This is a genomic window from Flavobacterium sp. CAN_S2 (assembly GCF_015752255.1).
Taxonomy (GTDB): Bacteria; Bacteroidota; Bacteroidia; order Flavobacteriales; family Flavobacteriaceae; genus Flavobacterium.
Genome location: NZ_JADOVA010000001.1, coordinates 1,073,337 through 1,095,465, shown reverse-complemented (window position 1 = coordinate 1,095,465; position 22,129 = coordinate 1,073,337). Strand labels below are relative to the sequence as shown.

Annotated in this window: 15 protein-coding genes; 12 read left to right on the top strand and 3 right to left on the bottom strand. The window is 35.1% G+C overall.

Features of this window, described 5'->3' with window-relative positions; translation table 11 throughout:
* Window positions 1-158 precede the first annotated feature (158 nt).
* From ileS to IWX80_RS04895, 3 genes are all read left to right on the top strand, one after another.
* The gene (ileS, locus tag IWX80_RS04905; RefSeq protein WP_196852392.1) at window positions 159-3,617 is read left to right on the top strand and encodes an isoleucine--tRNA ligase; all 3,459 of its coding nucleotides are present in this window, start codon (window positions 159-161) and stop codon (window positions 3,615-3,617) included.
* Between the two features lie 7 nt (window positions 3,618-3,624).
* Window positions 3,625-4,005, top strand: coding sequence for a TraR/DksA family transcriptional regulator (locus tag IWX80_RS04900; RefSeq protein WP_113634207.1), 381 nt, complete (start codon window positions 3,625-3,627; stop codon window positions 4,003-4,005).
* Between the two features lie 85 nt (window positions 4,006-4,090).
* Complete coding sequence (locus IWX80_RS04895; protein WP_196852391.1) at window positions 4,091-4,690, top strand: lipoprotein signal peptidase; 600 nt, start codon at window positions 4,091-4,093, stop codon at window positions 4,688-4,690.
* Between the two features lie 64 nt (window positions 4,691-4,754).
* Here IWX80_RS04895 and IWX80_RS04890 read toward each other — a convergent pair whose 3' ends face one another.
* The 3 genes from IWX80_RS04890 to IWX80_RS04880 are packed head-to-tail and all read right to left on the bottom strand — an operon-like array spanning window position 4,755 to window position 6,550.
* Window positions 4,755-4,952 carry a hypothetical protein gene (locus tag IWX80_RS04890; protein ID WP_091166339.1) on the bottom strand — a complete coding sequence of 66 codons (198 nt, stop codon included), beginning with the start codon at window positions 4,950-4,952 and terminating at the stop codon, window positions 4,755-4,757.
* Window positions 4,953-4,995: 43 nt separating this feature from the next.
* Window positions 4,996-5,559, bottom strand: coding sequence for a 5-formyltetrahydrofolate cyclo-ligase (locus IWX80_RS04885; protein ID WP_196852390.1), 564 nt, complete (start codon window positions 5,557-5,559; stop codon window positions 4,996-4,998).
* Between the two features lie 10 nt (window positions 5,560-5,569).
* Window positions 5,570-6,550: a succinylglutamate desuccinylase/aspartoacylase family protein gene (locus IWX80_RS04880; RefSeq protein WP_196852389.1), complete on the bottom strand. Its 981-nt coding sequence runs from the start codon at window positions 6,548-6,550 to the stop codon at window positions 5,570-5,572.
* Between the two features lie 130 nt (window positions 6,551-6,680).
* Between IWX80_RS04880 and uvrC the strand changes: the two genes are divergently transcribed.
* The 9 genes from uvrC (at window position 6,681) to IWX80_RS04835 (ending at window position 22,106) form a co-directional block, all read left to right on the top strand.
* Window positions 6,681-8,483 carry an excinuclease ABC subunit UvrC gene (gene uvrC, locus IWX80_RS04875; RefSeq protein ID WP_196852388.1) on the top strand — a complete coding sequence of 601 codons (1,803 nt, stop codon included), beginning with the start codon at window positions 6,681-6,683 and terminating at the stop codon, window positions 8,481-8,483.
* Between the two features lie 36 nt (window positions 8,484-8,519).
* Complete coding sequence (locus IWX80_RS04870; RefSeq protein WP_196852387.1) at window positions 8,520-10,718, top strand: patatin-like phospholipase family protein; 2,199 nt, start codon at window positions 8,520-8,522, stop codon at window positions 10,716-10,718.
* Between the two features lie 185 nt (window positions 10,719-10,903).
* Window positions 10,904-12,061 carry a homogentisate 1,2-dioxygenase gene (locus IWX80_RS04865; RefSeq protein ID WP_196852386.1) on the top strand — a complete coding sequence of 386 codons (1,158 nt, stop codon included), beginning with the start codon at window positions 10,904-10,906 and terminating at the stop codon, window positions 12,059-12,061.
* Between the two features lie 192 nt (window positions 12,062-12,253).
* Complete coding sequence (gene hppD / locus IWX80_RS04860) at window positions 12,254-13,414, top strand: 4-hydroxyphenylpyruvate dioxygenase (RefSeq protein ID WP_196852385.1); 1,161 nt, start codon at window positions 12,254-12,256, stop codon at window positions 13,412-13,414.
* Window positions 13,415-13,706: 292 nt separating this feature from the next.
* Window positions 13,707-14,477: a DUF3108 domain-containing protein gene (locus tag IWX80_RS04855; RefSeq protein ID WP_196852384.1), complete on the top strand. Its 771-nt coding sequence runs from the start codon at window positions 13,707-13,709 to the stop codon at window positions 14,475-14,477.
* Entirely contained in the window at window positions 14,477-15,412 is a 936-nt protein-coding gene (locus IWX80_RS04850; protein ID WP_196852383.1) for a tryptophan 2,3-dioxygenase family protein, read from the top strand. Before IWX80_RS04855 ends, IWX80_RS04850 begins: the two co-directional genes overlap by 1 nt.
* A gap of 20 nt (window positions 15,413-15,432) precedes the next feature.
* Window positions 15,433-16,653, top strand: coding sequence for a M23 family metallopeptidase (locus IWX80_RS04845; protein ID WP_196852382.1), 1,221 nt, complete (start codon window positions 15,433-15,435; stop codon window positions 16,651-16,653).
* A gap of 180 nt (window positions 16,654-16,833) precedes the next feature.
* Window positions 16,834-18,486, top strand: a complete 1,653-nt coding sequence (pgi, locus tag IWX80_RS04840) for a glucose-6-phosphate isomerase (protein WP_196852381.1) — start codon at window positions 16,834-16,836, stop codon at window positions 18,484-18,486.
* 377 nt (window positions 18,487-18,863) lie between these two features.
* The gene (locus IWX80_RS04835; RefSeq protein WP_196852380.1) at window positions 18,864-22,106 is read left to right on the top strand and encodes a TonB-dependent receptor; all 3,243 of its coding nucleotides are present in this window, start codon (window positions 18,864-18,866) and stop codon (window positions 22,104-22,106) included.
* Window positions 22,107-22,129 lie beyond the last annotated feature (23 nt).

Below are 22,129 nucleotides of genomic sequence, written 5' to 3'. Positions count from 1 at the left end.
TAAACATTTTAAAAGAAGTTTTTGCTCAAAATGGAATGTTGTCGGACTTATTGTGAATTTTATCGAATTCTCTAATCAATTTAGTCTATTTTCTCTCATCTTTTCTTTCTTTTATTCAAAATTCCTTACTTTCGCACCTCGATTTAGAAAAGGATAAAATGAGCACAAAATTTACTGAATACAAAGGACTTGACTTACCAACTGTGGCGTCAGAAGTTCTGGATTTTTGGAAGAAAGAAAATATATTCGAGAAAAGCGTAACCACTCGTGAAGGAAACCCACCATTCGTGTTTTTTGAAGGGCCGCCTTCGGCAAATGGATTACCGGGAATTCACCACGTAATGGCGCGAGCAATTAAAGATATTTTTTGCAGATATAAAACTCAAAAAGGGTTCCAAGTAAAGCGTAAAGCGGGCTGGGATACGCACGGTTTGCCAGTGGAATTAGGTACCGAAAAAGAATTAGGAATTACCAAAGAAGATATTGGAAAAACCATTTCCATCGAAGAATACAACGAAGCGTGTAAAAAAACCGTGATGCGTTATACGGATGTATGGAATGATTTGACCGAAAAAATGGGGTATTGGGTCGATATGAAAGATCCGTATGTGACGTACAAATCCAAATACATGGAAACAGTTTGGTGGATTTTGAAACAAATCTACAACAAGGATTTGATGTACAAAGGCTACACCATTCAGCCGTATTCTCCTAAAGCAGGAACAGGATTATCGTCTCATGAAGTGAACCAACCGGGGAGTTACCGTGATGTAACGGATACGACTGTTGTGGCACAATTTAAAGTGATTGACGCGCACAAAGAGTTGTTGTTCTCAAAGTTTTACGATTACATCAGTTCGAATAATTTACTGCATTATAAGTTAGAAGCTTTGGATTTAGACGAAGTCTTTATCCTGGCGTGGACTACTACACCTTGGACATTGCCAAGTAATACCGCTTTGACTGTAGGTCCAAAAATTGAATATGCTTTAGTAAAAACATTCAATCAATATACGTTTCGTCCGGCAACATTGATTTTGGCTAAGAATTTAGTTGGAAAACAATTCGGGAAAGGGTTCTTCGAAAGTAATGAGCCAGCTGATTTTGAAAATTTCAAAGAAGGCGACAAGAAAATCCCTTATCAGGTTTTGGCGGAATGCAAAGGAGCTGATTTAGTAGATATTCGTTACGAACAATTATTGCCATTTGTTTTACCATACCAAAATCCAGAAGATGCTTTTAGAGTAATTTCAGGGGATTTTGTAACTACCGAAGACGGAACAGGAATTGTACACACGGCGCCAACATTTGGTGCTGATGATGCAAAAGTAGCTAAAGAAGCTACGCCGGAAATTCCACCGATGTTGGTTCTTGACGAAAATGGAACTCCGGTTCCGTTAGTAGATTTACAAGGAAAATTCACTTCGCATGTGGGAGAATATGCCGGTAAATATGTGAAAAACGAGTATTATAACGAAGGTGAAGAGCCGGAACGTTCGGTAGATGTTGAAATCGCCATTCGATTAAAAGAAGAAAACAGAGCGTTTAAAGTAGAGAAATATGTGCACAGTTACCCACATTGCTGGAGAACAGACAAGCCTATTTTATATTATCCTTTGGATTCATGGTTTATAAAAATTTCTGAAGTTAAAGACAGAATGTTTGACTTGAACGAAACCATCAACTGGAAGCCAAAAGCGACTGGAGAAGGACGTTTTGGGAATTGGTTGAAAAATGCCAATGACTGGAATTTATCCCGTTCAAGATTCTGGGGAATTCCATTGCCAATTTGGAGAACCGAAGACAAACAAGAAGAAATTTTAATAGGTTCTGTTGAAGAATTATACAACGAAATTGAAAAATCTATCGCTGCCGGTTTCCAAAAAGAAAATCCTTTCAAAGGTTTCGAAATTGGAAATATGGCAGAATCTAATTATGATTTAGTTGATTTGCATAAAAATGTAGTCGATGAAATCACGTTGGTTTCTGCTTCTGGCAAACCAATGACGCGTGAAGCGGACTTAATTGACGTTTGGTTTGATTCGGGTTCTATGCCCTATGCGCAATGGCATTATCCTTTTGAAAACAAAGATAAAATTGACGAAAACAAAGATTTTCCTGCTGATTTTATTGCAGAAGGAGTGGATCAAACACGCGGCTGGTTTTATACCTTACACGCCATTGGAACATTAGTTTTCGATAAAGTGGCCTATAAAAATGTAGTTTCAAACGGATTGGTTTTAGACAAAAACGGGCAAAAAATGTCCAAACGTTTAGGGAATGCCGCAGATCCATTTGAAACCTTAAAAGAATATGGTCCCGATGCGACGCGTTGGTACATGATATCGAATGCGAATCCTTGGGACAATCTGAAATTTGACTTAGAAGGAATTGCTGAGGTGCGAAGAAAATTCTTTGGAACTTTATACAATACGTATTCGTTCTTTAGTTTGTATGCAAATATTGATGGTTTCAAATTTGAAGAAGCGGAGATTCCGTTAAACGAAAGACCGGAAATTGACCAATGGATCATGTCAGAACTGAACACTTTGATCAAAGAAGTGGATGGTTTTTATGCGGATTATGAACCAACGAAAGCAGCTCGTGCAATCTCTGAATTTGTACAAGAAAACTTGAGTAACTGGTACGTTCGTTTGTGCAGAAGACGCTTCTGGAAAGGGGAATATGCGCAGGATAAAATAGCGGCTTATCAAACCTTATATACCTGTTTGTTAACCATAAGTAAACTGGGTGCGCCAATCGCTCCATTCTTTATGGACAAACTTTACAGAGACTTAACTCTAGCGACACAGTCGGAAAAGTATGACAGCGTACATTTGGCGGAGTTTCCAATTTCGGTTGAAAACTATGTTAATAAAATGTTAGAGAGCAAAATGCAGAAAGCACAGACCATTTCATCATTGGTTTTATCCCTTCGAAAAAAGGAAATGATAAAGGTACGCCAACCTTTGCAAAAGGTAATGATTCCGGTACTTGACGATAATCAAAGAGCTGAAATTGAGGCTATTTCTGACCTTATAAAAGCAGAGGTAAACGTGAAAGAAATCGTACTTTTGGACGATGCTTCTGGTGTTTTGGTGAAACAAATCAAGCCTAATTTTAAGACGCTCGGACCCCGTTTTGGAAAGGATATGGGGTTGATTTCTAAAGAGATACAAGGATTTTCGAAAGAGCAAATAGCTCAATTAGATAAGGAAGGAAGCCTTGGTATTGTTATTGCAGGAAATAACGTAATTTTAACTTTAGAAGATGTAGAAATTACATCGCAAGATATTGAGGGTTGGTTAGTAGCGAACTCAAACGGAATAACGGTTGCGCTGGATATTACAATTTCACCAGCATTAAAACAAGAAGGAATTGCCAGAGAATTAGTAAACAGAATCCAGAATATCCGTAAAGATTCCGGATTTGAAGTTACTGATAAAATTAAAGTTCAATTGAAGAGAAATGGAATTTTAGAAAAGGCGATTCTTGAAAATGAAGCGTATATAAAATCAGAAACATTAACTAGTGATTTGGTTTTTGTAGATGAATTAGAAAACGGGACAGAAATTGAATTTGACGACATAAAAACAATGATTTTAATTTCAAAATAATACAACAATGGTAGATGAAATTGCAAGATACTCTGACGCTGATTTAGCAGAGTTCAAAGAGATAATCCTGAACAAAATTCAAAAAGCACAAGCTGATTTAGATCTGATAAAAAGTGCTTACATGAATGATTTGAATAACGGGACTGACGATACTTCGCCTACCTTTAAAGCCTTTGAAGAAGGAAGCGAAACGATGTCTAAAGAAGCGAATTCTCAACTGGCTATTCGTCAGGAAAAGTTTATTCGTGATTTGAAAAATGCACTTTTCCGTGTAGAAAATAAAACATACGGTGTGTGTAAAGTTACAGGTAAACTAATTGGGAAAGAAAGATTAAAAATCGTTCCTCATGCAACAATGAGTATTGAGGCAAAGAATTTGCAAAGATAAACTACTTGTTGTGTAATATTTAACGCTCCTAATGGAGCGTTTTTTTTGATTAAATTGTTATTTTTGCGCCATTAAAATTTATAAAATGTCATTACGAAAAGCGTATCTCCTTATTTTTATCTTATTGCTTGTTGATCAAGTTTCCAAAATATATATTAAAACTAATTTTATTTTAGGAGAAGAAGTTGAAGTATTCAAATGGTTCAAAATTCTTTTTATCGAAAATGAAGGAATGGCTTGGGGAACTGAAATTCCTGGTGAATACGGAAAATTATTCCTAACCCTTTTTAGATTAGTTGCTGTTGCTGGAATAGGATATTGGTTGTGGGATTCTGTGGAAAGAAAACACAGCTCTAATTATTTAATCGTAGCTATTTCATTGATTTTAGCCGGTGCTTTCGGGAACATCATCGATTCTGTTTTTTACGGTGTTATTTTTGACGACAGTCAACAACAATTAGCTACTTTATTTTCAGATCAACCTTACGGGACTTGGTTTCACGGAAAAGTAGTAGATATGTTTTACTTTCCCTTTTGGCATGGAAATCTACCGAGTTGGTTGCCAATTTGGGGAGGAAAAGAATTTACTTTTTTCAATGCAATTTTCAACATTGCCGATATGGCGATTTCTACCGGAGTTGGAATCTTGATTTTCTTTAATAAAAAAGCATTTCATCACAATTAGATTTAAGGTTATTAAAACTATAAAAAAAGACCTGTTCATGATTTGAACAAGTCTTTTTGCTTAATCAGTTTTTGTTATGTCCGGGTGCGTATCGTTTTGCACTTTTTCCGCCATATATTTTTTTAGCTTGTCCCGGAGGAAGTTTTTTAGCTTTATAACTTGATCTGCTGGTTCCGGTTTGAATGCTGCAATTTGAAAATGAAACAGCGAATAAAATAACCATAACGCTTACTGCAAATCTTGAATTTTTGAATGTTCTCATAAATTATTTGGATTGTATCTGCTGCGAAAGTACGCATTCTAAATTAGAAAGAATAAATCTCATTCGGAGTCACACAATAATCCAGTTGTATATCACATTCAAAAACATCGGTAATTAGTTCTTCGGGTTCAAAGAAAGACAGTCCAATTTTGATCGAATCCGGTTTGCATTCCGATAAAAATTTGTCATAAAATCCTTTCCCGTAACCTACGCGATGTCCTTTTTTGTCGAAAGCCAAAAGCGGAACGAAAACTACATCAATCTTGTTTGAGGGAACTTCAATACCATCTACAGGTTCTGGAATGTTATATTCGTTTTTCTTGATTTTAGTGTTATCCGTCAATAGGAAATGGGTCATATTTCGGGTAGCAAAATCAGCTTTGGAAACAATAATCTCTTTGTCTTTTCCGGATAATATGTGAAGAATAAACTCGGTATTGACTTCTTTTTGTTCTGTTATGGGAAGGAAAATATGAAAATAGGTCTTTTCCCAAAGCGGGAGTGTCAGTATTTTATTGGCTACAGCCAAACTCATTTCTTCCACTTCATTTTCGGAAAGTGAATTTCGTAAGGCTTTGTATTTTTGTCGTAACTCTGTTTTGTTCATTTTAAATATTTTATTCTCCTTCTTCTCCAAGAGCATTTGACAAGTGATAAATAGCATCGCCTTCATACACAATCGGGGAATGATTGGCATTGATGATATAGCCGTCGTTTGGCGCTTTTACTTTTCGTTCAAATTTTCCGTACGGATCCGTTATCGTGGCAAGAATAGTTCCTTTTTTTACAAATTTCCCTATCGTATTAAAATCGTGTAATAATCCAGAGCATTTGGCACGTATCCAGCCAGATTTTTCAATATAAATCGTGTTGGATTTTTGTTGTACCGCTGTATGTTTTAAATCCAACATGTCAAGATGTTTAAGCAGGCGCTTTGCTCCATTTATGCCTTCCTCGGCGATATCATTATTAATATCTAATGATTTTCCGCCTTCAAAAAGTAACATTTTGACATCCATTCTTTCGCTGGAACTCCTAAAAGATCCCATTATATTCCTGGAATATAAGGTGAAAGGTGCATTAAAAACATCGGCAAGAATTTTTAAATCGGCATTATTATGTGCTATTCTAATTTGTGGCGCGTTGAAACGACTCGCTCCGCCGGCATGAAAATCGACAGCATATTCTACCAAAGGCATGATTTCGGCTAAGATATGAAACGCAAATCGGCTGGCCAAAGAACCTGTTTTACTTCCGGGAAAAACGCGATTTAAATCTCGACCGTCTGGAAATTCTCTGGATTTGTTGACAAATCCGTATACGTTTATTATTGGAATACAAATGATTGTGCCTCTTTTTGGCTTGTTGATTTTTTTGTAAATGAGCTGTCGGACGATTTCTACTCCATTGATTTCGTCACCATGAATCCCTGCCGAGAAAAGAACTACGGGGCCTTCAAACTTGGAGCGCCGCACGATAATGGGAATGTTCAATTTTGTAGTAGTGTGAAGTCTGGCAATTTCGACATTGATAGTTTTGCTGTCGCCCGGATTTATGCTTTCGCCAAAAAGAACGATAGGTGTGGTATTAATTTTCATCATAGGTTCTTGAAAGCATAAAAATAAGGATAATAACGAATTAGAAACTAAAATTCCGATAAAATTTTCCTCAGCAAGATTTCAAGAATATTGATTTGTATTTCGGGATTTTACAGATTAACTTTGTTACATGAATCCAACAGCTTTAGCCCTTCAAATCCAAACCTTGCCTGATAATCCCGGCGTATATCAATATTACGACAAAGAAGGGAAAATTTTGTATGTGGGCAAAGCCAAAAATTTAAAAAAAAGAGTTTCTTCCTATTTTAATAAAATTCACGATACGGCCAAAACCAATGTGCTTGTCAAGAAAATTGTCACCATAAAACACATTGTGGTTCCTACGGAAACCGATGCACTTTTATTGGAAAACAACCTTATAAAAACCTTGCAGCCGCGTTACAACGTATTGTTGAGGGATGATAAAAGTTATCCGTGGTTGTGTATAAAAAAAGAACCTTTTTCTCGCATTTTTGCAACCCGAAGGATGGTCAAAGACGGGTCGGAATATTTTGGTCCTTATACTAGTTTCAAAACCGTAAGTACTATTCTAGAACTGATTAAAGAGTTGTATCCGCTACGAACTTGTAATTATGATTTGAGTAAAAGCAATATCGAAAGCGGGAAATTCAAAGTTTGTCTTGAATATCATATTGGGAATTGTATGGGGCCTTGTGAAGGTTATGAAACTTTGGAGAATTACCAAAAACAAGTAGATGCGATTCGCGAAATTCTGAAAGGGAATTTCAAGGAAAGTATGAAAGATTTCAAACGTGTTATGACTAGTTTGGCTGCTGACATGCATTTTGAGGAAGCGCAAAAAATAAAGGAAAAAATAGAAATTTTAGAGAATTACCAATCGCGTTCTACGATTGTAAATCCAAAAATCACCAATATCGACGTGTTCTCGATTGTTTCCGATGAAAGTGCGGCCTATGTGAATTTCCTTCAAATTTCTCACGGTTCGATAATTCGTTCGCATACCATGGAAATTAAAAAGAAACTCGACGAAACCGATGAAGAATTATTAGAATTGGCTATTGTCGAATTGAGAGAACGTTTTAATTTGCTGTCCAGAGAAGTTATCGTTCCGTTTCACGTTGATTTGGGGGAGAATATAAAAATAACCGTTCCACAATTGGGAGACAAAAAGCAGATTTTAGATTTGTCGATTAGAAACGCTAAGTTTTACCGAATCGAACAACTCAAACAATTGCAAATTGTAGATCCAGATCGCCATACGAAACGAATTATGGCTCAAATGCAAAAAGATTTGCGATTGCCGGTCGAGCCAAGACACATCGAATGTTTTGATAACTCGAATATTCAAGGAACAAATCCTGTGGCAGCTTGTGTAGTTTTTAAAGATGGGAAACCCAGCAAAAAGGACTACCGTCATTTTAATATAAAAACGGTCGAAGGACCGGATGATTTTGCTTCGATGACCGAAGTGGTTTATAGAAGATACAAACGATTGCTGGATGAAAATCAACCCTTGCCGAATTTAATCATTATTGACGGTGGAAAAGGACAGTTATCATCGGCATTAAAAAGTATTGATGAATTAGGATTGAGAGGAAAAATTGCTATTATTGGTATTGCCAAAAGACTAGAAGAGCTGTTTTATCCCGGAGATTCCATTCCGTTATATTTGGATAAAAAATCAGAAACACTGAAAATTATTCAGCAATTGCGAAACGAAGCGCACCGTTTTGGGATTACGCATCACCGGGACAAAAGGAGTAAAGCGGCACTGAATTCTTCGATAGAATCCATTCCCGGCATTGGAGAAAAAACAATGCTGACTTTGATTCAACACTTTAAAAGTGTTAAAAGATTAAAATTAGCGACAGAAAAAGAAATTTCGGACGTTATAGGTGTATCGAAAGCCAAAAAAATTACCGAATTTTACAAGGCAACAAACGAAAATTAATACCATCAGATTCTATTACTGAACAAATTGCTGCTTATGAAGAAAATCGCACTATTATTCATTGTTTTTATCAGTTTGACCGTTTTTTCGCAAGAGCAAAAAAGACCTAAAATAGGTTTGGTTTTAAGTGGTGGTGGTGCAAAAGGTTTTGCTCATATAGGAGTTTTGAAAGTATTAGAGGAAGCTGGTGTTAAGATTGACTACATTGGCGGAACCAGTATGGGTGCTGTTATTGGCGGTCTTTATGCTTCTGGATATAATGCAACCCAAATTGATTCGATTTTTCAGGCGACGAATTTCAATGAATTAATCAACGATTTTATTCCCAGATCATCCAAAAATTTTTACGAAAGAAGAAATGATGAGCTTTATGCGCTGGTTTTGCCATTTAATAAAATGAAAATTGGAATTCCAGAAGCTTTGTCTAAAGGAATGTATAATTATAATTTATTGAGCAGAATTACCAGAAACGTAAGACATATAAGGGATTTTAATCAACTTCCCATTCCTTTTTTGTGTATTGGTACCAATATAGAAACGGGAGAAGAAGTGCTGTTGAACAAAGGGAATTTGGCGCAGGCCATGATTGCAAGCTCTGCGTTCCCCTCTTTATTTTCTCCTGTGGAAATTGACGGGAAAATTTTGGTAGATGGTGGTGTTGTGAATAATTACCCAATTGAGGAAGTACGAAAATTAGGTGCTGATATTATTATTGGTGTCGATGTGCAAAATGATTTATTGGATAGGACACAACTGAAAGATGCGACTAAAATTTTGGTTCAAATCACCAATCTTCAATCTATTGAACGAATGAAGAAGAATGTAACAAACACCGATATTTATATCAAACCGGACGTTACACAATACGGCGTCATCTCTTTTGACAAAGGAAATGAAATAATAAGGAAAGGAGAAGAAGCCACATTTGCCGTTTATGAACAATTAAAAAAAATTGTGGATGAGTCTAATCCGTATCGAAAACCAAAATTAGAATTACGTTCAGATAGTCTGCAAATCAGAGCGATAAACAGTAATGAATTAGATAATTATACGAAAGAGTATGTTATTGGTAAATTAAGATTCAAACCTGGAACAAAAACGTGTTATGATGATTTGTTAAAGGGAATTAATAATATCAATGCGACTAAAAATTTTAGTGCCATTTCTTATTCATTGGAAGCAAACAAGGAGGATGTGGATTTGAATATTAACTTGAGAGAGAATTCGACAAAAACATATTTGAAATTTGGGTTGCATTATGATAATTTATTCAAAAGTGGTGTTTTAGTGAATTTGACACGTAAAAAAACACTTTTTAAAAATGATATTGCCTCTTTGGATATTGTTTTAGGCGACAATATTAGGTATAATCTTGATTATTATATTGAAAACGGATTCAATTTGAGTTTTGGTTTCAAATCGCATTACAACCAATTTAATAGAAATGTAGCCAAAGAAATAAGCAGTTCAACGGTTAATAATCCGGATATAAATTCTTTGAATGTGGACTTTACGGACATGACAAACCAGGCGTATTTTCAGTCATTATTTGTTCAGAAATTCTTGATAGGCGGCGGTGTAGAACTCAAATATTTAAAGATAAAATCAGAGACACTTGCTAATGTTGACCCAATAATTGACAACAGTAATTATTTTAGTCTTTTTGGGTACATGAAATACGATTCATTCGATAATAAATATTTCCCTAAAAAAGGATGGTATTTTACTGGCGATGTTCAATCGTACTTACTGTCTTCAAATTATACTGGTGATTTTAAACCCTATTCCATTGCCAAAGGTGATTTTGGAGTAGCAGCAACTTTGTTTAAAAACGCCACTGTAAAATTTCAAACCGATGCAGGATTTTCTTTTGGTCAGCAAAGTGTCGCTTTCTTTAATTTTGTTTTAGGAGGTTATGGATTTAATCCGCTGAATAATTTCAAATATTTATACGGGTATGATTATTTAAGCATAGCGGCAAATAGTTATATAAAATCTACGGGAACGATAGATTATGAGTTTTTGAAGAAAAATCACGTCAATTTTTCGGCAAATTTTGCTAATATTGGAGATCGGATTTTTGAATCGGTGGATTGGATTTCCATCCCGAAATATTCTGGTTATGCCGTAGGATATGGTTTAGAAACGGTCATTGGACCCATAGAAATAAAATATTCTTGGTCTCCGGAACAGCCCAAAGGATTTACATGGTTTAGCATTGGGTTTTTGTTTTAATTGTAATTTATTTCAATAATAATTCCGATATTTGTTATAATGAAAACAAAATGGCTAGGTTTATTAGAGTATCTTCAATTCCTTATCAAGAGAAATCCTGAGTAAGTTTCCTTTTTTTTGATTTATCATAGCGCATTATAAAGTAATCTCAACTTTAATTTGTTACACTTTTAAACAAAAAAATCATGCCTTTATACCACAAATTGGGGAGTTTTCCTCAAAAAAGACACACACAATTCGAAAAACCAACTGGTGGTTTATACTACGAGCAACTTTTTGGAACAGAAGGTTTTCACGGCCATTCATCCTTATTATATCATGTTCACAGGCCAACACAGGTAAAAGAAATTCTAAAATCGTATTCGGTTGAACCTAAAATTGCAATCGGAAAAAACATCAAATCATTATTACTGAAAGGTTTTGAGTTAAAACCCGAAGATGATTTCTTGGACAGTCGCAAAGCGATGTTGGTAAACAAAGATTGTACCATAGGATTAGCCGCACCAAGACAATCACTACGCAACTATTTCTATAAAAATGCCGATGCGGATGAAATGATTTTCATTCATAAAGGCAAAGGAAAATTGCGCACCATGATGGGAAATATTCCTTTTGAATATGGCGATTACTTGATTATTCCTCGCGGAATGATTTACCAAATTGACTTTGAAACTTCGGATAACAGGCTTTTCTATGTCGAATCATTTGCGCCTTTTTATACACCGAAACGCTATAAAAACGAATCAGGGCAACATTTAGAACACTCGCCTTTTTGCGAACGTGATTTTATTTTGCCAAACGAGTTAGAAACGCACGATGAAAAAGGTGATTTCCTAATCAAAATCAAGAAAGAAGGAATGATGCATGAAATCGTTTATGCCACGCATCCCTTTGATGTTGTGGGTTGGGATGGATATAATTTCCCATACGGATTCAGCATTCATAATTTTGAACCTATAACGGGTCGCGTACATCAGCCGCCACCGGTCCATCAAACCTTCGAAACGGCAACATTCGTCGTTTGTTCGTTCTGTCCGCGACTGTACGATTACCACCCAAAAGCAATTCCGGCGCCTTACAATCACAGTAATATTGATAGTGATGAGGTTTTGTATTATGTAGATGGGGATTTTATGAGTCGTAATAATATTGAGCAAGGTCATATCACATTACATCCAAAAGGGATTCCGCACGGACCCGCACCGGGAGCTATGGAACGCAGTATAGGTCATACAGAAACCCATGAATTAGCCGTAATGGTCGATACGTTTCGCCCGCTAATGGTCACCGAAGAAGCTATGGGATTAGATGATGGTCAGTACTATAAATCTTGGGTAGAGTAATAAGGAGCTATTTCCTGCTGTACGCTTTATCTTTTCCTTGCTAAAGAAGCCAGAAAAAGGATGCCGCTTTCATCAGGGCTAAGGCTTTAGAATAAACACAACATAATTTAAATTAATAAATCCGTGTATATAAGTTTTATTCGCGTCATCCGCGTTCTAAAACTAGAAGTACCGAATCAAAAAATAAATACCATGTCAAAAGAACTTAAATCAGTAGAATACGGACTAGAAAAAATATTTGAAGGAGCGCAAGATTTCCTTCCGTTGCTAGGAACCGATTATGTAGAATTCTACGTAGGAAATGCAAAACAATCGGCACATTATTACAAAACGGCTTTCGGTTATCAGTCTTTGGCGTATGCCGGATTAGAAACCGGAGTACGAGACAGAACATCGTATGTTTTAAAACAAGATAAGATTCGTATCGTACTGACAACGCCATTAACACAGGATTCTCCAATACACGAACATTTGAGAAAACATGGGGACGGGGTAAAAGTTGCTGCGCTTTGGGTAGAAGATGCAACCAGTGCTTACGAAGAAACTATGAAGCGTGGGGCACGCTCTTTTATGGAGCCGACAATAGAGAAAGACGAATTTGGAGAAGTGATTCGTTCCGGAATTTATACCTACGGGGAAACCGTTCATATTTTTGTGGAGCGCAAAAATTACACTGGTGTTTTCCTTCCGGGTTATAAGGAATGGAAATCCGATTACAATCCAGAGCCAACAGGATTAAAATATATAGACCACATGGTGGGAAATGTGGGTTGGAACGAAATGAATACTTGGGTTAAGTTCTATGAAGAAGTAATGGGATTTGTAAATTTCCTTTCTTTTGATGACAAACAAATCAATACGGAATATTCGGCGTTGATGAGTAAAGTAATGTCAAACGGAAACGGAAGAATCAAATTTCCAATCAACGAACCTGCCGAAGGAAAGAAGAAATCGCAAATCGAGGAATATTTAGATTTTTATGGTGGACCTGGAATTCAGCATATCGCCATTGCAACTGATGATATTATCAAAACAGTTTCTCAATTGAAAGCAAGAGGAATCGAATTCTTGTCTGCTCCTCCACATACGTATTATGAAGCTATTCCGGAGCGATTGGGCGATCACATGAAAATGATGAAAGAAGATTTAAACGAAATCGAGAAACTTGCCATTATGGTTGACGCTGATGAAGAAGGGTATTTGTTGCAAATTTTTACAAAACCGGTGCAAGACAGGCCAACATTGTTTTTTGAAATTATTCAAAGAATGGGAGCTAAAGGTTTTGGGGCGGGGAACTTTAAAGCGTTATTTGAATCAATTGAGCGAGAACAGCAATTGCGAGGAACGCTATAGAAACGTCTTATTTTTACACATTGTGAAAAAATAACCGATGAACAGCATGTTTTTTTGTAAATGTTGTGTTAAACTTTATTTTTCACAAAAATAACTGAATTTGTTAGCTACCTTTGCACTCGCAAAAAGGGAAGGGGTGGTTTCCTTCCTAATTTCATATAAATTTCATAGTTTATAGTTTTTTGGTTAGTTAATAGCATAAAAACTCAGTCATTATTTGACTGAGTTTTTTTGTTTTGATATATTTGGAACAAATTTTGCTAATACAGTCAATAAATTGACAAAATAAGTAATGAAAAAACTAATCTTATTCTTTATATTGATTATAACAGTAGGTTTTGATTCTCCTCAGGAAGATGCTTACGGTGTGGGGGAATATTTCAAATTCAGAATCCATTACGGAATAGTGAATGCAGGTTATGCCACATTAGAAGTGAAAGACGCTACATTCAGCGGTAAAAAAACTTTTCATGTTGTTGGTAGAGGATACACTACGGGTATGTCACGTTTTTTCTTCAAAGTAGATGACTTATACGAAAGTTATATTGACAAGGAAACTAGAAATCCATATCAGTTTGTTCGAAAAATTGACGAAGGCGGATATACCAAAAACCAAGAAGGTTTTTTCAATCAGTCGGTTAATAAAGTTGTTGTAAAAGATTACAAACATAAAACAGAAAAAACACTTTACGTCCCAAAAAACACACAGGATATTCTGTCTACATTTTATTATTTAAGGAATCACCCTAATATTGATAAGTTAAAAATTGGGGAATCAGTGGCAATTGATATGTTTTTTGATGATGAAACTACTAAATTCAAGCTAAAGTTTATCGGCAGAGAAAATATAACCACTAAATTTGGCGTTGTTCCAGCAATGATTTTTAGACCTTTGGTACAATCAGGACGTGTGTTTAAAGAGCAGGAGAGTCTTACAGTTTGGATTTCAGATGATAATAATAAAGTGCCACTTAGAATAAAAGCCAGTTTGGCAGTAGGATCAATAAAGGCAGATATTGAGGCATATAAAGGTTTGAAAAATCCTTTTAAAACAAAAAAATAATGAGCAATAACGACAATTCAGAAGCTATTTTAAAAGAAATTGAGCTTAAATATGAAGCAATAAATCAAAAAACGGAGACGCAGCTAGAAGGGTTATTGTGGTCAAAACCGATTACATATTGGGATTATATTCAAACAGATGCTTTATTGAATCTGCAAATTCAAAGAACCACGCTTCCTGACGAAATGGTTTTTATCATGTATCATCAGGTTAACGAATTGATATTTAAAATGATACTTTGGGAGATGAGACAAATTTCCTATTGTGAAAACATTAATACAGTATTTTTCACGGAACGATTAATGCGAATCAGTCGTTATTTTGATATGTTAACTACTTCTTTCAGTATAATGGGAGATGGAATGGAAGTGGATCAATACATGAAATTTAGAAACACACTGACACCTGCCAGTGGTTTTCAAAGTGCGCAATACCGCCTGATAGAATTCGCTTCTACTGACCTAATAAATCTGATTGACCACCGTTATAGAGATACAATTGACAGGAACACTTCATACGAGTTTGCATTGGAACATCTATATTGGCAAGCCGCCGGGAAAGATTATCATAGCGGAAAAAAGTCTTTTTTACTGGAGGAATTTGAAAAAAAATACAAGAAGGAATTCCTAGCACACATGGAGGAATACAACACCATAAACATTTGGCAAAAATTTAAGCAACTGCCGGAATTAGATCAAAAAAATCCCGAATTAGTTCAAGCGATGCGCCATTACGACCATACGGTGAATATTACTTGGGTAATGCAACATTTGAATACAGCAAAAAAATACATTGATCAAAGCGGTAAAGGCGATGGCGAAGCTACTGGTGGAAGTGACTGGAAAAAATACATGCATCCTAAATATCAAAGAAGAATTTTCTTCCCGGAATTGTGGAGTAGCCATGAATTAGAAAATTGGGGAGTAGAAATGTAAGTTGAATTAAAAAACACGGTTTGAAAAAAATATTTATAGTTATAATAGCATTATTTTCTTTAGTATCATGTAAAAAAACGGAGGAAATAGTTCCGGAAAAAGTAGTAAAGCTTGTTCCTAAAAAAAGTGAATTTGGATTTGTTCTCGCCGATTTTAATATAGTAAATGACACTATAGAAAGGGGAGATACTTTTGGAACTTTATTAGAAGAACAAAATATAGGAGATCGCCAAGTATACGATATTATTGCAAAAGTCAGAGATTCTTTTGATGTGAGAACTATTAGAATCAACAGGCCTTTTACGTTGTTGAGATCCAAAGATAAAAAACATAACTTAGAGGTTTTCATCTATCAGCCCGATAATTTAAGTTATTACGTAGTTGATTTTCGAGATACAGCTGTAACTGTTTTCAAAAAGACAAAACCCATTACAATTAAAAGACGCACTATTGGTGGCGTTTTAAAAGAATCATTATCAGAAACTTTGGGCAATGCCAAGATTGAAGGTGTTTTGGCTAGTAAAATATCTAAAATTTACGCCTATTCCATTGACTTTATGAAACTCAAAAAAGGAGATCGTTTTGCGATAACTTTTACTGAGCGTTTTATAAATGACTCAATTTATGATGGAGTAGAAGAACTCGAAGCTTCTTTTTTTGAGTACCGAGGAAAAATTATTTATGCATTTCCTTTTGCTCAAAATCCCAATTCGGATAAAGTAGAATACTACGATGAGCAAGGAAAAACACTTAAAAATTTCTTTCTAAAGTCGCCTATAAAATTCAGCAGAATATCTTCTCGGTTTTCATCAAGTCGTTTTCATCCGGTTCAACACCGATGGAAAGCGCATAAGGGAACGGATTATGCAGCTCCACGTGGAACTCCTATTACTGTTACCGCTGGAGGCGTTGTGGAGCAAAGTGGTTTTACGGCTGGAAACGGAAATTTTGTAAAGGTAAAGCACAACGGAACTTATTCTACACAATACCTGCACATGTCAAAAATATTAGTGAGACGCGGACAGCGTGTCAATCAAGGGCAGGTTATTGGTTTGGTAGGAAGTACTGGTCTTGCAACAGGACCGCATGTGTGTTATCGTTTTTGGAAAAACGGCAAGCAAGTGGACGCTTTGAGGCTTAAATTACCAACCGGTGAACCTATGACCGGAAACAATAAAAACCGATTTTTGGTACAAATAACGCCGTTGAAATTTGAATTAGACAGTATTGCTAATTTGTAACCTGACTGGTTTTTTAAAGTACAGTTATACTTAAAAAACCGATAGTATTTAATGGTATTTCACAACAGCAAAATTCAATGGTTTTAAGGCTAAATTGTTATATAAATCAAAACCCATTTTCCATTAAAACAAATTTGAGTATTTTTGTCCCAATTTTAACAATACTACAAATCCTTTATAATGGCTTTAAATACTATAAACCCAACAGAAACAAATGCTTGGAAGAAACTTGAATTGCATTACAACGAAATGCAAAAAGCTTCTATGCAAGAATTATTTCAATTGGATTCTTCGAGAGCGAATAAATTTAACTTACAGTGGAATGATTTTTTAATAGATTATTCTAAAAACATTATCAATACGGAGACGATTCAGCTATTGATAGAATTGGCTGAGGAAGTTGGGCTTAAAAGTGCCATTGCTGATTATTTTGAAGGTGCAATAATTAATCAAACAGAAAATAGAGCGGTACTTCATACTGCCTTACGTGCCAATGAATCTGCAGTTGTAAAAGTGGATGGAATTGATGTGATTCCTGAAATTTATGAGGTAAAAAATAAAATAAAAACATTCACGAATGAAGTTGCTTCTGGGGAACGAGCAGGTTTTACCGGAAAAGCATTTACGGATGTAGTTAATATTGGTATTGGAGGTTCTGATTTAGGTCCCGCGATGGCAGTTGAGGCGTTGCAATTTTATAAAAATCATCTTAATGTTCATTTTGTTTCTAATGTTGATGGTGATCATGTTAAAGAGATTATAAAAAAGCTAAATCCGGAAACTACTTTATTTGTAATTGTTTCCAAGACATTCACCACACAAGAAACGTTGACTAATTCTGAAACAATCAGAAAATGGTTTTTGTCAAAAGACTTTGGGACAACACAAGAAGATATTGCTAAACATTTTGTTGCGGTTTCAACTAATATTCAAAAAGTAACTGAGTTTGGAATAAACCCGGACAATGTTTTCCCAATGTGGGACTGGGTTGGCGGAAGATTCTCTTTGTGGAGTGCTGTTGGACTTACAATAAGTTTAGCCGTTGGATACGACAATTTTGATGAATTGCTACAAGGAGCTAGTGAAATGGATGAGCATTTCAAAACGGAAGATTTTGATAAAAATATGCCCGTTATCTTAGCATTATTGAGCATCTGGTACAATAATTTTTTTGGTACCGAAAGCGAAGCCTTGATTCCGTACACACAATATTTGCAAAAATTAGCTCCATACTTACAGCAAGGAACGATGGAAAGTAATGGAAAAAGTGTAGGTCGAGATGGCAAGCCAGTCAATTACCAAACGGGAACTATTATTTGGGGAGAACCAGGAACGAATGCGCAACACGCTTTTTTTCAGTTAATTCATCAGGGAACAAAATTGATTCCTGCAGATTTTATTGGTTTCATAACTCCTTTATATGGAGACAATGAGCATCATGATAAATTGATGTCTAACTTTTTTGCTCAGACAGAAGCTTTGATGCATGGAAAATCTAGAGAACAAGTTCAGGCTGAATTTGATAAACAAGGTGTTTCAGAGGAAAAAGCTAAATTTCTTTTACCGTTTAAAGTTTTCTCAGGGAATAAGCCAACAAATACCATTTTAATCCAGAAGTTGTCACCAAAAACTTTAGGTTCTTTGATTGCTTTGTACGAGCATAAGATTTTTGTGCAAGGTGTTATTTGGAATATTTTTAGTTTTGATCAGTGGGGAGTTGAGTTAGGAAAACAATTAGCAAACTCAATTTTAGAGGAAATTAATACAAAAACTGTCCAAAGTCATGACAGTTCCACAACTTTTTTATTGAATCATTTTTTGCTAAATAAGTAGTGTTAATTTTGAAACTAATTCTTAAAATTTTATAAATTTTCACAAGATTTAGATTTAACTCCTCTTTTTTAATAGTTTAAAAGTCTCAAAAGCCCTGATTTTATCTAAATCAGGGCTTTTTTATGGATAAGTGACTCTGTTATAGTAGTTTTTTAAAATTTATGTTATTTTTTTCAGTGTCGATTATTGAAAATTATATGTGAATAATTCAATAAAAAGCATTTATAGCTATTGAAAATTTCATTATTCACTTAAAATACTATAAATATTGTTTTAAGTGAAATATCCAGCTTAAAAATAATGCCATTCTTAACGTTGTGTTAACTTATTAAAGTAAAAATGTTATATTTTTGCCAAATATTAATAAACTAAACAATATGAAAAAATTATTAAAGTTGTTTTTTGTGCTAGCGGTTTTATTCTGCGCTAACCCTAATATTTACGCACAGGGTAACACTAATTCTTCTATTAGTGGTAATGTTTACGATAAGGATTCTCAAACCTTACCGGGAGCATCAATTCTAGCGGTTCATACACCGTCTGGTACTCGTTACTCTGCATCAACTGATGGTACGGGTAATTTTAGTATTTCAAATATGAGAGTTGGTGGACCATACAAGGTTACAATAACATTTGTAGGTTTTTCAAATTTTGTAGACAATGATGTTTATCTTCAATTAGGTGAAAACAAAACTTTTAAAGTTGTTTTAGCAGAAGAATCAAATGAATTACAAGAAGTTGTTGTTAGAACTTCAAGAGATAATACATTTAATTCTCAAAGAACTGGAGCTCAAACAGTAATCAATTCTGATAAAATTAAAGCATTGCCATCATTGTCTAGAAATATTTCTGACTTTGCTAGGTTAACACCACAAGCTCAATTAAGAGGAGATGATGTTTTATCTATTGGTGGTCAAAATAACAGATTCAATGCAATTTATATTGACGGAGCTGTAAGTAATGACGTTTTTGGATTGGCTGCAAACGGAACAAATGGTGGTCAAACAGGAGTAAGTCCTATCTCAATTGATGCTATCGAGCAATTTCAAGTGAGTGTTGCGCCATATGATGTTAAATTATCTGGATTTGCAGGTGGAGCTATTAGTGCAATCACACGTTCAGGAACAAATAATTTTGAAGGTTCAGCTTATTTCTTGAACAGAGATGAGTCTTTAGCTGCAAAAACACCTCCTTCATTAGCAGGAGCAAACGGAAGACAAAAATTAGCGGATTTCTCAGCTCAAACTTACGGAGTTCGTGCAGGTGGAGCTATAGTAAAAGATAAATTGTTTTATTTCATTAACTATGAAAAACAAGACAATGAAACTCCACAACCTTTTGACCCGTCAACTTACACAGGTTTATCAGGAAGCAGATTAGGAGAATTAAGAACTAAACTTGCTACTTACGGATATGATCCAGGATCTTTCGAAAATAATGTAAGAACTTTAGTGAGTGATAAAATCATTGGTAAATTAGACTGGAATATTAATGATAACCACAAATTGTCTTTAAAACACAGTTACGTTTCTGCTGAACAATTTTCTCCAAGCCGTTCTTCTGCGACTGCAATTAGTTTCATAAACGGTAGTCAATTATTTAATTCTAAAACGAACTCAACCTCTTTAGAATTAAACTCAAGATTTGGAAATAAATTTTCAAATAATTTAGTTGTTGCTTACACAAGTGTTGTAGATGATAGAGATGCTGCTGGAGATCCATTTCCAACTGTACAAATTTTTGATGGAGCTAACCAAAGTATTTTCTTTGGAGCAGAAGGATTTTCTACTGCAAACCTTTTAGACCAAAAGATTTTAACTATCACTGATAATTTTGAAATCAATGTTGGTATGAATAAAATTACTATTGGTACTCACAATGAATTTTCTCAATCTAAAAACGTTTTCTTCGGAAACAATTTTGGATCTTACAGATATGCTAATTTAGATGATTTCTTACTTGACAGAAAACCGAACAGATACATATTGAATTACTCTTTAGTAGGAGGAAGCGGTGATGATTCTCAAGGTGCTGCTGAATTCGGAACTAAGCAATTTGGATTTTACTTACAAAATGACATGAGATTATCTGATAATTTTAAATTGTCTTATGGAGTAAGAGTTGATGTACCAGTTTGGGAAGACGGTTTAGGTAATAATGATTTCAACAACAGAACCATTCCTTTATTAGAAGCTGCTGGTAAAAATTTACAAGGAGCAAGAGTAGGAGAAAGTATTAACACTACAGCTCATTTTGCACCACGTTTAGGTTTTAATTATGATGTGAATGGTAAAAAATCTACTCAACTTAGAGGTGGTGTAGGTGTATTTACTTCAAGATTACCATTAGTATGGCCAGGTGGAACTTATAACAACAATGGAGTTACTCAAGGTGCTATTCAGATTACTAATGCAGGTCAAATGCCAGTTTTCAACCCTAATCCAAGTGTTGATAGTCAGCTTGCTCCACTACCTTCATCCTTCCCTAGACCAGGTTCAGGACGTACTGGTGGAAATATTGATTTATTCGCAAAAGATTTCAAATTACCACAAGTTTTCAAAGCAAGTTTTGCTGTAGATCAAAAATTACCTTTAGGTTTTGTTTTGACATCTGAAATTACTTATAATGACAACATGAGTGCTGTAACTTATGAAAATTTAAACATAGCAAATGCTTCTAGTAGTTTGACTGGTGCTGATACAAGGCCGCGTTACAACGGAAATACTAGAGTTGACCAATCATATTTAGGAGTTTATTTAGGTTCTAATACAAGTGAAGGTAAAGCATATAACTTAGCGTTTACTTTAGCTAAAAACTTTAGATCTGATTTTATCGATGCTAATATTTCTGGAACATATTCTTATGGTAAATCAACTGTTTTAATGGATGCTACATCTTCTCAAAACAGTTCACAATGGAACAATACAGAAACAGTTAATGGTGCTAATTACTTAACGCTTTCAAGATCTGATTTTGATCCAGGAAGAAGAATTGTTTCTAACGGTAATGCAACATTAAAATGGAGCAAGTTTACTAAATCTAGAATTGGTTTCTTCTATGAAGGAGCGCAAGGAACACCAATCAGTTATGTTTATAATGATTCAGGTCGTTTATTACAAGATACGTTCTCTAACTCAGCATTAATTTATGTTCCTGCTGCACAAAGTGAAATTAGACTTGTTACAACTTCTTCTAATACTTTATCTCCTCAACAACAATGGGATGCTTTAAGTGCCTTTATTGAAAGTAATGAGTATTTGAGAGATAGAAAAGGAGATTATGCTGAGCGTAATGGTGACCGTTTAAAAACAAGCCATGTAGTGGATTTAAAATTCGCTCAAGAATTTACTTTCAACATAGGTAAAAAGAAACACACGATTGAGTTGACTGCTGATGTATTTAACTTCACCAATCTTTTGAATAAAAATTGGGGTAAAAGATACTTTACAAGTAATGACCAAGTTCAGTTGCTTCAACAAGTTGGATTCGTAACAGGAACTAACACTCCTACTTTTAGTTATAATCCTGCTGTAGGAAACAGTATTAACCAAGTTGATGATGTAGGTTTGAACTCATCAAGATGGCAAATGCAAACTGGTGTTCGTTACACGTTCAACTAGTTTAGTTTAAAATTTTCTAACCC